Source organism: Lysinibacillus sp. YS11, from assembly GCF_002896375.1.
GTDB lineage: Bacteria > Bacillota > Bacilli > Bacillales_A > Planococcaceae > Lysinibacillus > Lysinibacillus capsici.
The window spans coordinates 3,514,795-3,529,336 of the sequence record NZ_CP026007.1 but is presented as its reverse complement, the minus strand read 5'-3'; the positions used below and the strand labels follow the sequence as shown (position 1 = coordinate 3,529,336).

At 38.1% G+C, this 14,542-nt stretch carries 16 protein-coding genes; 8 read left to right on the top strand and 8 right to left on the bottom strand.

Going from position 1 to position 14,542, the window contains the following annotated elements; genetic code table 11:
* Positions 1-128 precede the first annotated feature (128 nt).
* Positions 129-1,280: a transglutaminase domain-containing protein gene (locus LBYS11_RS17575; protein WP_103118692.1), complete on the top strand. Its 1,152-nt coding sequence runs from the start codon at positions 129-131 to the stop codon at positions 1,278-1,280.
* Positions 1,281-1,301: 21 nt separating this feature from the next.
* Here LBYS11_RS17575 and LBYS11_RS17570 read toward each other — a convergent pair whose 3' ends face one another.
* From LBYS11_RS17570 to ytzI, 4 genes are all read right to left on the bottom strand, one after another.
* Positions 1,302-2,342: a metal ABC transporter solute-binding protein, Zn/Mn family gene (locus LBYS11_RS17570; protein WP_103118691.1), complete on the bottom strand. Its 1,041-nt coding sequence runs from the start codon at positions 2,340-2,342 to the stop codon at positions 1,302-1,304.
* 109 nt (positions 2,343-2,451) lie between these two features.
* Positions 2,452-2,685 carry a membrane protein insertion efficiency factor YidD gene (gene yidD / locus LBYS11_RS17565; protein WP_016992521.1) on the bottom strand — a complete coding sequence of 78 codons (234 nt, stop codon included), beginning with the start codon at positions 2,683-2,685 and terminating at the stop codon, positions 2,452-2,454.
* A complete protein-coding gene (locus LBYS11_RS23320; protein ID WP_004225927.1) occupies positions 2,682-2,843 on the bottom strand; it encodes a hypothetical protein in 162 nt (53 codons plus the stop codon). Before LBYS11_RS23320 ends, yidD begins: the two co-directional genes overlap by 4 nt.
* 29 nt (positions 2,844-2,872) lie before the next feature.
* The gene (ytzI, locus tag LBYS11_RS17560; RefSeq protein ID WP_004225932.1) at positions 2,873-3,019 is read right to left on the bottom strand and encodes a YtzI protein; all 147 of its coding nucleotides are present in this window, start codon (positions 3,017-3,019) and stop codon (positions 2,873-2,875) included.
* Positions 3,020-3,156: 137 nt separating this feature from the next.
* Here ytzI and LBYS11_RS17555 point away from each other — a divergent pair, with 137 nt between their 5' ends.
* A complete protein-coding gene (locus LBYS11_RS17555) occupies positions 3,157-3,474 on the top strand; it encodes a hypothetical protein (protein WP_009371464.1) in 318 nt (105 codons plus the stop codon).
* 44 nt (positions 3,475-3,518) lie between these two features.
* Here LBYS11_RS17555 and LBYS11_RS17550 read toward each other — a convergent pair whose 3' ends face one another.
* The 4 genes from LBYS11_RS17550 to LBYS11_RS17535 form a co-directional block, all read right to left on the bottom strand.
* Complete coding sequence (locus LBYS11_RS17550) at positions 3,519-4,190, bottom strand: AroM family protein (RefSeq protein ID WP_103118690.1); 672 nt, start codon at positions 4,188-4,190, stop codon at positions 3,519-3,521.
* Between the two features lie 5 nt (positions 4,191-4,195).
* Positions 4,196-5,338, bottom strand: coding sequence for an amidohydrolase (locus LBYS11_RS17545; protein WP_103118689.1), 1,143 nt, complete (start codon positions 5,336-5,338; stop codon positions 4,196-4,198).
* Positions 5,335-6,405 carry an amidohydrolase family protein gene (locus LBYS11_RS17540; protein WP_103118688.1) on the bottom strand — a complete coding sequence of 357 codons (1,071 nt, stop codon included), beginning with the start codon at positions 6,403-6,405 and terminating at the stop codon, positions 5,335-5,337. Before LBYS11_RS17540 ends, LBYS11_RS17545 begins: the two co-directional genes overlap by 4 nt.
* Before the next feature lie 63 nt (positions 6,406-6,468).
* Positions 6,469-8,070, bottom strand: coding sequence for an ABC transporter substrate-binding protein (locus LBYS11_RS17535; protein WP_103118687.1), 1,602 nt, complete (start codon positions 8,068-8,070; stop codon positions 6,469-6,471).
* A gap of 227 nt (positions 8,071-8,297) precedes the next feature.
* Between LBYS11_RS17535 and LBYS11_RS17530 the strand changes: the two genes are divergently transcribed.
* From LBYS11_RS17530 to LBYS11_RS17505, 6 genes are read left to right on the top strand one after another with little or no spacing between them, the layout of a single operon-like run.
* On the top strand, positions 8,298-9,251 hold the full coding sequence (locus LBYS11_RS17530) for an ABC transporter permease (protein ID WP_103118686.1): 954 nt from the start codon (positions 8,298-8,300) through the stop codon (positions 9,249-9,251).
* Between the two features lie 2 nt (positions 9,252-9,253).
* Positions 9,254-10,120 carry an ABC transporter permease gene (locus tag LBYS11_RS17525; protein ID WP_103118685.1) on the top strand — a complete coding sequence of 289 codons (867 nt, stop codon included), beginning with the start codon at positions 9,254-9,256 and terminating at the stop codon, positions 10,118-10,120.
* Between the two features lie 17 nt (positions 10,121-10,137).
* Entirely contained in the window at positions 10,138-11,160 is a 1,023-nt protein-coding gene (locus tag LBYS11_RS17520) for an ABC transporter ATP-binding protein (RefSeq protein ID WP_066038102.1), read from the top strand.
* Positions 11,144-12,151, top strand: coding sequence for an ABC transporter ATP-binding protein (locus LBYS11_RS17515; RefSeq protein ID WP_103118684.1), 1,008 nt, complete (start codon positions 11,144-11,146; stop codon positions 12,149-12,151). The genes LBYS11_RS17520 and LBYS11_RS17515 overlap by 17 nt, the downstream gene beginning before the upstream one ends.
* A 44-nt stretch (positions 12,152-12,195) precedes the next feature.
* Positions 12,196-13,149: a DUF1177 domain-containing protein gene (locus LBYS11_RS17510; RefSeq protein ID WP_103118683.1), complete on the top strand. Its 954-nt coding sequence runs from the start codon at positions 12,196-12,198 to the stop codon at positions 13,147-13,149.
* Positions 13,142-14,410: a M20 family metallopeptidase gene (locus tag LBYS11_RS17505; RefSeq protein ID WP_103118682.1), complete on the top strand. Its 1,269-nt coding sequence runs from the start codon at positions 13,142-13,144 to the stop codon at positions 14,408-14,410. Before LBYS11_RS17510 ends, LBYS11_RS17505 begins: the two co-directional genes overlap by 8 nt.
* Positions 14,411-14,542: the final 132 nt, after the last annotated feature.

Sequence of the window (14,542 nt, the reverse complement as noted above, 5' to 3'; positions counted from 1 at the left end):
CTTCGTGAAAGAAGTCTTCTAAAAAGGAAGGCTTCTTTTTTATTTGAACTTTTAGCATGAAATTAATCATTTATTAACATAATAAAAAAAGAGAGGCATAAACTATTTAGTAAAGGAGAATGACTCATATGAGGAAATATGTATATAATGTTGTCATTATATTATTTGTTCTACAAATGAGTCATGTGCAAGTATTTGCAAACTATGAAAAAGAAGATGTAGCAACAGCTCATTCAATTGAAACACTACAATCTCTCATTAATAAAGAAGTTATGCATCTATCATCCGAATTCTCGATTCGTTATACTGGTGACTTAGCCGAGATAAAAGATGAACTAACAGAAATTACTAAAAATGCAATTGAAAACTCTTATATTTATACTAATATTTCAAGTTTCCAATGGAAGTACGAAGGTTATAGCAATAATATTGTCATTGCCTTTGCATTTACGTACCATCTATCACAAACAGAGGCGTTATTTGTCGAGCAAACTTTGGAAAATATTATTGTACCTATGCATGGATTAAGTGACATAGAAAAACTACAGGCTGCACATGATTTTATTGTATTGTCCGCGGAATACTCTAAGGAAACAGAAGGAAGTCAATATTCTCCATATACATTATTAACGGAGAATAAGGGCGTCTGTCAGGCATATGCTTTAGTGCTATATCGAATGTTAGAAATGCTGGGTTTTGAGGTACAATATGTACCAGGAAAAGTAGGAGAACAGCTACATGCCTGGGTATTAGTGAAACTTGATCATGCTTGGTATCATATTGATGTGACATGGGATGACCCTTTGCCTGATCGTAAAGGAGAAGTTCGCTATCAATATTTTTTAGTGTCGGATCGCCAATTAGCACAAGATCATACATGGGATTATGCAAGTTTCCCTGCTGCAACAAGCGAAAAATATATAGATTTACAGGAAGAAACAAAAAGACAAAGTTTAGCGTCACCTATACAACATCAATTGAATGAAATTATGGGGTTATCAATCATCGGAGAAAATCGGTTAGCCGTACAACAATTAGTGGAGCAGCCGATGAAGCTTGTTACTCAAAAAACAAATAAACAAGACAATTTAGTTCAGTTTAACTTTACTGAGTGGCCACCTATGCTAGTAGAAAGTAGTATAATGGCTTTTGTTGTCCTTCAGCCAAAAGCTAAGCATGTGACTAAGCAAAAAACAATGAAGTGGCTAGGGTCTTTTTATCGAACGGAAAAACGGATGCCACAAGAAAAATACGTCATAATAAAGGAGGTGTCCCAATAGAGGGGCACCTCCTTACTCATATTATTGAACGCTTAAAGCTTTTTCTAATGTTTGAATATTTTTTTGCATCAATGTGAAATAGGTTTCCTTATTTTTTTCATCATCAGCTGTTAATACGCTTAAATTATGCAAGACAAGAGATTCTGCACCAACTTCTTTTTGAATAATCTCTGCTAATTTGGAAGAGACATTTTGTTCAAATAAAATATAGTGAATGTGCAATTCATTTGCTTTGTCTACAATCTTTGTTAATTCCTTTTGAGATGGCTCATTTTGTGAATTCAAGCCAGCAATCGGCACTTGAGTTAAGCCGTATTGACCAGCAATATAGCCAAATGCAGCATGGGATACAAAGAATGTTTTATTTTGTGCTTTGTCAGTCATTGCTTCGAAATCTTGATCTAAATCCTGTAATTCTTTTACTAATGCATCATAATTTGTGTTAAAAGTTGCCTCCTGAGCTGGCATTTTTTCAACTAGTGTGTTTTTGATAGCCAGTGCTAAGTCTTGACTAATTGTAGGAGATAACCAAACATGCGGATCGATATCGCCATGCTCATGCTCATCATGTCCATGTTCTTCACCTTCATGTTCATGCTCTTCCTCGGTTGTACCGTGCTCATGCTCATCATGAGCGTCTGCTTCATGTTCTTCCTCTTCTGCATGAACATGTCCTGTGCTTACAGCTAATTTATCATCTGAAACGTCATCAGCAGTTGCCACCATTGTGACATCTTCGTTCGCTAGAGTTTTTTTAGCGTTTTCTACAAAGCCTTCAAGTCCTAAGCCAATATAGAAAAAGATATCAGCATCTGCTAATTTCATCATATCTTTTTGAGTTGGCTCGAAGGTGTGTTCATTCGCACCAGCTGGGTAAATTGAAGCTACTTCAACATAATCTCCACCAATGCGCTGTGCAAAATAGCTTAATGGATAAACCGTTGTATAAATACTTAATTTATCTTTTTCCTCAGTCTTTTGGGATGTGGACGATTTGTCTCCACAAGCGGCAGTAAATAAAGCAAGAACTGCGACTAACAATAATACAGATAGTTTTTTCATATAAGTAAGATACCTCTCTTAAATAGTAATCATTACGATTTGTTTTTTAGAACAGTTATTATGATAACGCACAACTTAAAAAAGTACAAGAAAAAAATGCCCTCCGAAATTAATTCTTTTTCGAAGGCCATTTTTCAGGCACAGGATCAAAGCCACCAGGATGAAATGGATGGCATTTGGATATACGTGTAATGGTTAAGAGGAAGCCTTTGAATGCACCGTGCTTTTGAAAAGCTTCGAGCCCATAAGAAGAACAGGTAGGATGAAAACGACAAGTAGGTGGCGTCATAGGTGAAATAAACTTTCTATAAAACTGGATGAGCCAAATAAAGGGGTATTTCATCGTTGCTCTTCCTTTTGCTGAGACGTATGTTGTTCAGGCTTTGGATCAATTGTTTGTGTAAAAATATTATTTTTTTTCTTCATAATGATAATGACAGAAACACCAAACATTAGCATCATCATCGCAATCATAATGATAATTGGTAAAGGTACGCCCATTTCTTTCACTCCAAATTCAGTAATGGTATTTAATTTTCCTCTTGATGATAGTTTTGCTTCGGTTTTTCATCAACAGTATGTTTAAAGGCATAGGCACGGTTTACACTGATAATTGTCGCAATGGTGATTAAAATAACGATGATAACTGCGACTATTAAGAGCGTAGTTAAACTCATAGTATTCACTCCGTTCTTTATTCATCATACCTATTATAAATTATCTGGTCCTATTAATTGTGAAGGAAGTTTGACATAAAAGCGAATAAAACCCCACCTATCACTCCATACTATGGAAAAAGGAGTGAATCGTAAAGATGGATCGTCAGCGCGTATATTTTTCACTTGCCAATAGAACGTATTATACCAACCCCTATGCAGGACCATGGAATTTCGAACTCAATGTAGATCGACAGGCATTAGATGTATTTGAGAGAATCTTTCAGCAAATGCAACTGTTAGAAATTTCGAATGCATGGCGTGCTCAGTTACCGTATATACAGTATCACCAAGATAGAGAAAATGATGAAATAGATAAAAGATTAATGAAAATCTATGCACTTGTTCATGAATATGGAGATGATGATACGAAGGCATTCGTTGAGCAGCTTCCTTATTTCAACAAGCGTGTCTAGCGAATGGGAAAAGGTCACTGAATCAGAAGTGACCTTTTCTTCTATTAACAAATGGCTTTTAAAATTGTAAAAACCGCTTCTCGGGGGACGATGATGGGGATAGTGAGTTGATCTTTAATCATGTTTTTCATTGTTGTGGAATAGCCCATACAATCAAGAATAAGCAAATCGGCTCCTTGCTCTTCTAATTGTTGTGCTTTTGACAATAAATGTTGGTTATCAAAGTGGTATGGGGAGCTTGCTGAAAAAGTTACATCGAACTGTGCTTTTTGCCATTTCTCTGCAACCGTTCGATGTTGTTCGGGTTCGGGGCCTATTAAACCAATGGCTAATTCTGTATGTAAGCCCTTCACTAAATTAGTCATCATACGATCAGGTAGTAAAAGATTTTTATAGGATAATTTATTCGTAAAATCTCCTGTACACATAAGTAGTATCCAAGTGAATTCATGTAGATCATCAATGCAGTTTTGAATATAAGGCATGAGTTTTTGTTTACTGAGCTTTACTTGTCGACCATTGGTAAGAAGTGTCACTAAAACATCTGAGTCCTCAAGAGAAGGCGAAAGTGTAGCTATTTCCTCTGAGGATAGTGAATCAAGTACACCGAATTCATGAACATGTAAACCTGCTTCTCTTAATTGCTGTATATCCTCTGCCATATCTTTACGAGGTGCCTGACCAATTGTTACAACGGCAATTTTCGAATGTTGCATTACGCTCACTCCGCTTCGTAATATTTTTGTCCATTTACATAAGTTTGTAAAACCTTTGCTTCTGTTTCAAAAATAGGGTGCGACCAAACAACAAAATCAGCATCTTTGCCTTCCTCAAGGCTGCCAATGCGGTGATCAAGCTGTACAAGCTTAGCTGCATTGATCGTAATACTTTTGAGGGCTGTGTCTTCATCTAAACCATAACGAATCGCTTCTGTGGCACAATACTTTAAGTATTGAATTGGTACAAATGGATGATCTGTCATGATAGCAAATGGAATATTATGTTCTTTAAAAACGGCAGCAATTGCTGGTGTAGAATGACGCGTTTCGTATTTAGATGGCGTTAACATATAGGGCCCAAGCGTTGCATGGAATCCACTTTCTTTAACGGCATCCACAATGAGATAGCCTTCTGTGCAGTGCTCTAAATGAAGCTTCACATTAAATTCTTTGGCAATTCTAATTGCTGTCATAATGTCATCTGCTCTATGGCAGTGAAGGCGAAGTGGCATGTCGCCTCGAAGTACCTCAATAAACGGGCGTAACTCAGCATTTTCTTTAATTTGCTCAGTTTGTTGTTGTTCATTGAGTTGACTTGCACGTTGGAAACCATCTCGTAAAAGCTGTGCAATGGCCATACGAGTCATCGGCTTGCGCTTATACTGATTGCCAAAGACGTTTTTCGGATTTTCCCCTAGGGCCCCCTTTAAACCGCTCCGCTCTACTAAAACACGAGAGGAAAGGGTAGGTCCTGCTGTTTTAAGAATGCTCCAAATACCACCTATGACATTGGCACTACCTGGCCCAGTTTGCACAGTGGTTACGCCCCCTTCTAACGCATGTTGAAAGGAAAAGTGTCGGATATCTACACTATCTAAAGCGTGCATAAGAGGTGTAAAGGGTTCGCTATATTCATTGGCATCATTAATGTCTTCAGTGACTTCAGCCCATGTTCCGACATGTGCATGAATATCAATTAACCCTGGTGTAACATAAGCTCCCTGTAGATCAACTAGCTCTACTTGTGGGGGAAATTCTTTGGCTGGTCCAATATAGACAATACGCCCATCTTCGATCCATAACTGTTCACAAGTATCGTTCTGCTCATTGACTGTAAGAAACTTTGCATGATGATAAATAATCATTGTGTAAACCCTTCTTCCCGTGCATAAACTTTTGTTCCTTTAATATAGGTTGCGACAACCTGGGCATCTAAATTTAATGGATGCTTATCCCAAATAACAAAATCAGCAAGAAGACCATCACGAATAGCACCTGTTAGATGGGCAATCCCTAGAAAATTTGCAGCTCCCGTTGTCAGAGCATATAGCACGTCCTGGCGTGCCATACCTTCTCTTACAGCTAAGCATCCTTCTAATGTTAGATGCGAGGTGCTACTAACAGGATGATCCGTACAAAAAACGAATGGAATACTATGCTTATACAGTTGATGATACAGTTTGGGTGATAGTGCCATCATCTCATTGTGCTCAATATATCGAAATGTAGGACCAGCTATAACCGTATTAAAGGATGTTTCATGAAGGAATGTAATTTCAGTGCCATGGATAATATGAAAATCAAAAATTGACCCAAATTCTTGTTGAAGGCGGCTAATGAATTCAAGATCAACGGCTTTGTGCGCTCGAATAACGATTTTCGTAATGGACGGCTCTTGTTGCTGAATTTGTTGTAATGTTTCTCTTAAAATTTTGGCGATGCCCATACGAGTGAGTGGTTTTTTCTTTTCTGCGAAAAATGTACTTTTTGCCTGATGTCCAATAGAGAAGGAATAAGCCACATCTTTTGAAATAACCATTTCATCAACCGTTGTATGTGTATGGTGAATAATAGCCGTTTTTGCACCTATCAAGCTTTTAGGAGAGGGAACAATATGAGATGCAGTCACCCCATGAGAAACAGCTTTTTGAAAAGCAGTATCAAATGGGTATATGCCATCAACTACAGAGTATTGCAAATGTGAGTCAAATTCATAGCTATCATCACCTTCCCAACGAATCCCTATTTCAGTTAGACCGATTTGTGAGCAGCTATCGATAAAACCTGGTGTAATATAGTAGCCATCTAAATCCAACTCTGTTTCAGGTGAATGAGTAGCGGGTTCAAAGTATTGCCCTTGCACTTGAAAAGATTGCTTATTAAAGCTACGAGTCTCAGAATTAAAAACAAGTCCATTTATATAGCGTGTCATCGGGTCAAATCTCTCCTTATGAAGAGAAAAGCGGAGACTGGTATCTCCACTTTTCAAGTTTAATTATTTAGTAATGGATACGTTTGTACCATTTGGATGCACAATTTGTACGGAGTTATCAGCAGAAACCTCAAAGCCCTGTACTTTTTTGTTTACACCTGCAACCGTTTGTGTTGCCTCTAATTCAATACGAGGAACATCCGCTAAAATCAGCTTTAATGCTTCTTGGTATAATTTTGCACGTTCTTCTTGCACTACTGTTTCTGATACGGCGCGTTCTAATAATTTATCCACTTCTGGATTGCTGTAGCCTTTACCATTTCCTAACGCACCAATTTGATTTGTGTGGAATAATTGATAAAGGAAGAAATAAGGATCTGGGTACCAAGTCCAGCCACCAATATTCATTGGCGCATTACCCTTTGCCACAGTATCACTGTAAGTACCCCATTCAAGCACTTTTATTTCCACATCAATATTTAAGTTCTTCTTTAACTGACTTTGGAAAATCGTTGCGTAAGGAACACGTGCTTCTGATACGAAAATCTCTGTCTTGAAGCCATCAGCGTAACCAGCCTCTGCTAGTAATTTTTTTGCTTCTTCTGGATTATATTTTGGTACCATATCAACTAACGATTGATCATATCCCCATGAACCAGGTGGTAATGGTAAATAAGAAACATCGCCGCCACCCCATTGGTTAACGCCAGAAATAATTTCCTCTACATTTGTTGCCATATAAATCGCTTCACGAACGCGTTTGTCAGCAGTTGGACCTACTTTGTTATTAAGATCAAGATAAACAATCGATAGACCTGGATTTGTTAAAAGCTCAAGGTTACTATCTTGGTTGATGATTTCTCGGTTTTGACCTTTAACGTCCATGGCAATATCAATATCACCAGAACGTAATGCGTTTGTCATCATATTTTGATCGGAGATAAACTTCATTGTTAAGTTATCGACATTTGGCTTATCGCCCCAGTAATTATCGTGACGAACTAATTTTACTTCTTGGTCTTTTTTCCATTCTGTTAGTTGGAATGGACCTGTACCAACAAAGTGTTCAGAAAAATTATCGCCCCATCCTTCAACTTCTTCTTTTGGAATAATAATATTCCCTGCATCCGTTAGCATAGCAAGTAGGGCAGCATTTGGTGTAGCTAAGTGAATCTCTACTTCATAATCCGATAACACTTTCACTTCTGTTACACCACTTAAACGATTCATAGCAGATTCTTTAGCAGAGCGTTCTAAAGAGTATTTCACATCTTCAGCTGTCATTTCACGGCCATCCTGATACTGACCTTTTTGGAATTTAACACCTTCGCGTAATTTGAATGTGTAGACTAACATATCCTCTGATACATTCCATTCAGTTGCTAACGAAGGGATGATATCAGATAGATCTTTGTTATAAACAACTAACGTATCACCCATTTGGCGCATCACCTGTGATTCATAAACCCCTGTATATTTGATAGGATCAAATGTTTTTGCATTGGCTGACAGACCAATATTTAATGTGCCTCCAGAAGTAGCTTCTCCCTCTTTTTCATCCGTTGAAGTACTTTTCTCAGTGTTTCCACCACAAGCAGCTAAAACACCAATTAGTAAAGTTAAAAAGAGTAGTAGTAAAGACTTTCTTACGTTTAATTTCTTCATATGCACTAGCCTCCTTAGTTTTTGTTTCACAATATGAACCGTTGATTCAAAAATGGTAGGTTCGAGATTAAAATTAGCACACTTGTAAATAGAAAGTAAATATAAAATTACAAAGATTCAGAAAAAAATATATTTACAAACAATTAATGAGTGGTGTACTATGTGATTATTCACAATATGAACCACTGATTCTAATAATGAAAAGGAGGTCTTGCTAAGATGGGCTCATTTATTTTAAAAGATTAGTTAATCTCATCCCGACACTGCTAGTAGTAGGAATTATCGTTTTTATTATTACGCGAATGATTCCTGGTGACCCGGCTTCAGTCATGCTTGGACCACAAGCGAGTGTAGAAGATGTAGAGAATTTAAGAGAAGAGCTAGGATTAAATAAATCCATGCCTTCGCAATTTATTTCATATGTAGGAGATCTAGCACAGTTAAATTTAGGATATTCCTATTCTTATAGTGAGTCTGTCATCGGACTTATTCTCGAAAGGTTCCCTAATACAGTGATATTGGCATTGGCAGCGCTGTTAATAGCAGTCGTGATTGGCATCCCAGCAGGAATATTTGCAGCGAGAAAGCAAAATACCATCATTGATTATGTTGTAATGCTTGTGTCATTAGTTGGTGTATCTATGCCAATTTTCTGGTTGGGCATCATGCTTGTCTTATTCTTTAGTGTTAACCTTGGTTGGTTCCCAGCAACTGGGATGGGGAATATCAGCGATGGCCTATGGACCTATTTGAAGCATTTAATTTTGCCAGCATTTGCTTTAGCAACGATTCCAATGGCCACATTTGCACGGATTACCCGTTCAAGTATGTTAGAGGTTATTTCGCAAGATTATATTAAAACAGCTCGTTCTAAAGGTATTAAAGAATATTTAGTAATTGGTAAACATGCATTTAAGAATGCGCTAACACCGATTTTAACCGTGTTAGGAATGCAAATTTCTAATTTACTGGGCGGAGCGGTTTTAACAGAAACAATTTTTAGTTGGCCTGGGATGGGTCGATTAATTGTAGATGCCATTGATAAACGTGACTTTGTAGTCGTCCAAGGTACTGTTATTTTCATTGCGTTTATCTTTGTGCTTGTTAACTTAGTAGTCGATGTACTTTATAAAGTGGTCAATCCTAAGGTCAATTTAGAATCGGATGGGGGGAAAAAATAACAATGACTCAAGCAATCATCCAAGAAACGAAAAAAAGAAATACGTTATTGCGCAAGTTGCTAAAAAATAAATTAGCGACAATTGGGTTAATCATTGTCACTTTAATGGGTATTGTTGCTATTTTTGCCCCATTGATTGCTACCCATCCACCGAATGAAATGATTGTCGGTAAATCGTTTTTACCGATGAATACAGAAGGACATTTATTAGGAACAGATAACTATGGTCGTGATCTGTTTAGTCGCTTAGTTTACGGTACACGAATCTCAATGATTGTTGGGATTGCGGCGGTGCTATTTGGTGCTGTGTTTGGCACACTGCTAGGCTTAGTGGCAGGGTATTTTGGTGGACGCATTGATTCCATTATTATGCGCACAATGGATGGTCTTTTCGCATTCCCATTTATATTACTAGCTATTACATTAATGACGGTATTAGGGCAAGGACTTGTCAATGTTATTGTTGCGATTGGTATTGCTAATATTCCAGGTTTCGCACGACTTGTTCGAGGACAGGTGTTAAGTGTAAAAGAGGAAGAATTCGTTGAAGTAACGCATTCTTTAGGTGCTACACATACGAGGATCATTTTTAGCCATATATTACCGAACTGTTTAGCCCCTTTAATTGTCTATGGAACGATGAGTACAGCTGGCGCTATTATTTCAGAAGCTGCCCTTAGCTTTTTAGGATTAGGCGTTCAACCACCGACAGCTTCATGGGGCAGTATTTTAAAAGATGGCAAAGACTTTTTAGTATTAAATCCCCAAATGGCGACATTTTCAGGCATTTGTATTTTATTAACAGTTCTTGGAATTAACCTATTAGGGGATGGATTACGCGATGCATTAGATCCGAAAATGAAAGTTTAATGGAAGGGGGTGGAGTCATGACTGAACGTTTACTAGATGTAGAAAACTTAACAGTAGAATTTAAAAGTGGCGGCTCTACAATGAAAGCTGTTAATGGAGTAAATTTACAATTAAATAAGAAGGAAACACTAGGTATTGTGGGAGAGTCAGGATCAGGAAAAAGTGTTACAGCCACTGCTCTCATGCGTTTAATTCCATCTCCGCCAGGAAAAATAACGAATGGAAAAATTCTATTTAATGGCCGCGATTTAATCGAAATTTCTGAAAGGGAAATGCGCAATGTGCGAGGCAATGACATCTCAATGATTTTCCAAGATCCAATTACAAGTTTGAATCCTGTCTTAACAGTGGGCAATCAAATTATTGAAGTCATCCAAGCACATGAAACAATATCGAAGAAAGATGCCGCTATCAAAGCCGTCGATATGTTAAAAATGGTTGGGATTCCTGAGCCAGAGAAACGATTAAAAATGTATCCTCACGAATTTTCAGGTGGAATGCGTCAGCGTGTCATGATTGCTATTGCCCTAGCTTGTAACCCGAAACTACTCATTGCTGATGAGCCAACAACTGCACTAGATGTAACTGTACAAGCTCAAATTCTTGATTTAATGAAAAAATTACAACAAGAACATGATACAGCCATCATTATGATTACGCACGATTTAGGTGTAGTTTGGGAGCTATGTGACAAAGTAAATGTTATGTATGCAGGTCGTACAGTAGAGTCTACTACAACAAAACAGCTCTATGAAAAACCTTTACATCCCTATACGTGGGGATTATTAGAGTCTCAAATTACAATGGGGACACAAGAGCAACAAAGGCTGCCGGCTATTCCTGGTAGTCCACCAGATTTAACAATGCCACATAGTGGCTGTCACTTCTCAGCACGATGTCCTTTAGCGACAGATATTTGTCGTAGTACTGTGCCTGATTTAGTGGAAGTACAGGACAACCATTTTGTAGCCTGCCATTTACAAGCAAAAGATCAAATTGTCCCTAGGAAGGAGGGGATTTTTAATGCAACAGTACAATGAACTTGTCTTAAAGGTAAGTAATTTAAAAAAGCATTTCCCCATTAAAAGTTCAATTCCTTTTAAAAAACCAACACAATTTGTGAAGGCGGTAGATGGTGTAAGTTTTGAGTTATATAAAGGTGAGACACTGGGGATTGTGGGAGAGTCGGGGTGTGGTAAATCAACGGTTGCCCGTTTGATCAACCAGCTAATTTCACCAACAGAGGGAATAGTTGAATTTAAGGGAACGGATTTAGCAAGCTTAAATTCAAAAGATATCCGCTCTGCTCGAAAATCCATCCAAATGGTTTTCCAAAATCCTTATGCATCACTCGATCCTCGTAAAACGATTGAATATCTTATTGCTGAGCCATTAGTGATCCATGGGATTGGTGATGAGGCATCCCGTAAAAAGCGAGTGGTTGAATTACTTGAAACAGTCGGATTAAGTGCATACCATGCAAAGCGCCATCCACATGAATTTTCTGGTGGACAAAGACAACGTATAAATATTGCTCGGGCTCTTGCACTGAATCCAGATATTGTGGTGTGTGATGAACCTGTTTCCGCATTAGATGTCTCTGTACAGGCTCAGGTTATCAATCTATTAAAAGATTTACAGAAAGAATTCGGCTTAACCTATATTTTTATTTCACATGATTTGAATGTGGTGAACTACATGTGTGATCGTATTGCTGTCATGTATTTAGGAAAAATAGTGGAAATTGGCACATACAAGGAAATTTATGAGAACCCTCAGCATCCTTATACACAAGCCTTGTTATCGGCCATACCTAAGGAAAATCCTTTTGATAAAAAGGACCGTATTATTTTATCTGGCGATGTTCCAAGCCCGGTTAATCCCCCGAGTGGCTGTGCATTCCATAAGCGGTGTCGTTTTGCTACAGAAAAATGTGCAGAGGTCCAACCGACACTTGATACAGTATCAGCTACACAACAAGTATCGTGTCATTTATATAAGTCGATACAGCAAGAAGTATCATCAATTTAACGAAAGATAAAATTTATTGAAGCAGAAAAAGGAGCGGACTGATTATGTCATTGAAGCATGTTATTGAATTATACGAGGTAATGGATAGTATTTATGTAAACGGAGACACGATTAAGAAGTATTTACACAATATTGATTCCACAGCAGATGTCAAGGTAAAAACTATTCAAGGCGAAAGCGGCTCAACAGATTTTGTTCGCGTCCTCGTGAAAGGAAAGAATGGCAAATCCTCTGGCGGAAATGCACCTACATTAGGAATTATTGGACGATTAGGTGGTATCGGAGCACGCCCTGAAATGACAGGCTTTGTATCAGATGGAGACGGCGCACTGGCATGTCTGGCAGGAGCAGCAAAAGCTATTGATATGGCCTTAAAGGGTGATCAATTAGAGGGTGACGTTATTTTCTCCACACATATTTGTCCAACAGCTCCAACCTTACCACATGAGCCAGTGCCATTTATGAACTCGCCAGTGGATATTAGTGTCATGAACGAAAATGAAGTAGAAGATATAATGGATGCTATTCTATCAATTGATACAACAAAAGGCAATCAAGTATGTAACCATAAAGGATTTGCGATAACGCCAACTGTCAAAGAAGGTTACATATTAAAAATTAGTGATGATTTATTGCACGTATATACACAATCTGCTGGCATTTCTCCAGTTGTCCTGCCAATCACGATGCAAGACATTACACCATATGGTAATGGTTTATTCCATATCAATAGTATTTTACAACCAGCAGTTGCAACATCTAGCCCTGTTGTAGGTGTAGCGATTACTACTGAATCTGTTGTGGCAGGCTGTGCAACAGGTGCAACCCATGTCACAGATGTAGAAAATGTTGTGCGATTTGTGTTAGAGGTAGCAAAAACTTACGGTGCTAATAAATGCTCTTTCTTTGATGAAACACAATTTACACATATGAAAGGCTTATATGGTAGCATGAGTCATCTACAAACGAAAGGAAACGAGGTACACACACATGAATGATTTACAAGCACTTAAAGCTCAATTAGTAGAGGCAGTTGAAAATCATCAAGATGAATTGATAGCGTTTTGTTCAAAGCTCATTCAAATCCCAAGTGTCAATCCTCCAGGGGATACGACTGAAATAACAGCTTTTATCGAAAACTATTTAAATGATGTAGACATTTCTTATCAAAAATATGAAGCTGCTGATAAAATGTTTAATTTAGTAGCTTCTATTGGAAATGGGGAAGGAAAAGAACTCGTTTATTGTGGCCATACCGATGTTGTTCCTGTCGGTGATCTATCAAAATGGGATTTTGATCCATTTTCAGGAGAAGTGAAGGATGGCTGGATGCTTGGACGTGGGGCGAGTGATATGAAAGCCGGTTTAGCAGGTATTATTTTTGCAACAAAGTTATTAAAGAAACTGAACATTGAACTACCAGGGAAATTAACTTTGGCGATCGTACCAGATGAAGAAACTGGCGGTGAATTTGGTGTTCCTTGGCTGTTAGAGCGAGGCTATGTGCAGGGAGATGGTTGTTTAATCGCTGAGCCCTCTTCACCTCTAAACCCAACTATTGGACAAAAAGGATCTTACTGGTTTGAATTAGAGGTGCGTGGGGAACCTGGTCATGGAAGCCTATCACCATTGGCTGGACGAAATGCCATTGTTGATGCAATCCGAGCTATACAAGAGATTCGTACACTATGGGATGTAGAAATCACAATTCCTGAAGAGATACAGCCACTTATCGAGGTATCAAAAAAATACATGCGTGAAGTGGAGAAAGATCGCTTGAAATATCAAGAAGTTTTAGAGAAAATTACTGTAAATATTGGTACAATTGAGGGAGGTACGAAGTCAAACGTAATCCCAGATTACTGTAAGGTCCAGGTCGACTGTCGTTTACCATTTGGTATTACACAAGAAGAAGTAACAGAAATCTTGACAACTAAACTAGATGGCTTGGCTATCGATTATTCAATCCAACGTTTTGGCTTTAAAAGCGTAGCCAATTATACGCCTGCTGAAAATCCTGTATGCCAATCGATAGTGGAAAATATATCATATGTTACAGGGCAAGAGGCATATGGTGTCATGCAATGGGCAAGCAGTGACGCTCGTCATTTCAGACAATATGATATTCCTGTATTGCAATACGGCCCAGCTTATTTACCAAGTATTCATGGTTATAATGAAAAAGTGCGTGTTGAGGATATCGTACGCTGTGCAAAAGTTTATATAACTGCTGCTGTTGATTTCCTATATCAAAAGTAAGAGATTAGCTACTCTCTTACTTTTGATAAAGTGATATCAGGTGCTGACGGCTGCTAAATCTGTCGATTATTTCCCCCTTAAGAGAGAGATTTGCAGCCGTTTGTACAGATAAATAGTTCAGAAGGATGAGAG

Bases quoted from the DNA above. Each gene is read 5' to 3' on its own strand.
- yidD (WP_016992521.1), bottom strand. From the start codon at position 2,685: ATGAAATACCCCTTTATTTGGCTCATCCAGTTTTATAGAAAGTTTATT.
- LBYS11_RS17535 (WP_103118687.1), bottom strand. From the start codon at position 8,070: ATGAAGAAATTAAACGTAAGAAAGTCTTTACTACTACTCTTTTTAACT.
- LBYS11_RS17520 (WP_066038102.1), top strand. From the start codon at position 10,138: ATGACTGAACGTTTACTAGATGTAGAAAACTTAACAGTAGAATTTAAA.
- LBYS11_RS17525 (WP_103118685.1), top strand. From the start codon at position 9,254: ATGACTCAAGCAATCATCCAAGAAACGAAAAAAAGAAATACGTTATTG.
- LBYS11_RS23320 (WP_004225927.1), bottom strand. From the start codon at position 2,843: ATGGGCGTACCTTTACCAATTATCATTATGATTGCGATGATGATGCTA.
- LBYS11_RS17510 (WP_103118683.1), top strand. From the start codon at position 12,196: ATGTCATTGAAGCATGTTATTGAATTATACGAGGTAATGGATAGTATT.
- LBYS11_RS17555 (WP_009371464.1), top strand. From the start codon at position 3,157: ATGGATCGTCAGCGCGTATATTTTTCACTTGCCAATAGAACGTATTAT.
- ytzI (WP_004225932.1), bottom strand. From the start codon at position 3,019: ATGAGTTTAACTACGCTCTTAATAGTCGCAGTTATCATCGTTATTTTA.
- LBYS11_RS17545 (WP_103118689.1), bottom strand. From the start codon at position 5,338: ATGATTATTTATCATCATGCAAAGTTTCTTACAGTCAATGAGCAGAAC.
- LBYS11_RS17570 (WP_103118691.1), bottom strand. From the start codon at position 2,342: ATGAAAAAACTATCTGTATTATTGTTAGTCGCAGTTCTTGCTTTATTT.
- LBYS11_RS17505 (WP_103118682.1), top strand. From the start codon at position 13,142: ATGAATGATTTACAAGCACTTAAAGCTCAATTAGTAGAGGCAGTTGAA.
- LBYS11_RS17515 (WP_103118684.1), top strand. From the start codon at position 11,144: ATGCAACAGTACAATGAACTTGTCTTAAAGGTAAGTAATTTAAAAAAG.
- LBYS11_RS17575 (WP_103118692.1), top strand. From the start codon at position 129: ATGAGGAAATATGTATATAATGTTGTCATTATATTATTTGTTCTACAA.
- LBYS11_RS17550 (WP_103118690.1), bottom strand. From the start codon at position 4,190: ATGCAACATTCGAAAATTGCCGTTGTAACAATTGGTCAGGCACCTCGT.
- LBYS11_RS17540 (WP_103118688.1), bottom strand. From the start codon at position 6,405: ATGACACGCTATATAAATGGACTTGTTTTTAATTCTGAGACTCGTAGC.